Raw genomic sequence first — 265 nt, 5'->3', positions numbered from 1 at the left:
CCTCAGGAAGTAAGCCAGCAGAGCGCAGTAATCGCAGATGTCGTTTAACAGTGGACTCCGATAATCCTGTTTCAGCCATGATTTCCTTACGCGTATGCAGTTTCCCTGTTTCTACATAGGTTTGACCAACAACCGCATGAATCTTCGCGCTGGTAGTTTGCCCTTGAACGCGTTTTTTCCGGTGCGTGCGTTGCAATTTGGCAAGCTCTGCCTGCGCATAGTCGCTGTCACGATCTTGCCAGCGCTCAGCAGCTTTCTTCCCGCC

Annotated in this window: 1 protein-coding gene; it reads right to left on the bottom strand. The window is 51.7% G+C overall.

Features of this window, described 5'->3' with window-relative positions:
* Positions 1 to 265: ArsR family transcriptional regulator (locus ACEWMW_RS14490; RefSeq protein ID WP_409414672.1), on the bottom strand; the 265-nt coding region annotated here is incomplete at both ends.

This window comes from Litorerythrobacter xanthomarinus (assembly GCF_046254955.1).
Taxonomy (GTDB): domain Bacteria; phylum Pseudomonadota; class Alphaproteobacteria; order Sphingomonadales; family Sphingomonadaceae; genus Qipengyuania_C.
The sequence above is the reverse complement of the archived record's forward strand: the minus strand, read 5'-3'. Positions and strand labels throughout refer to the sequence as shown.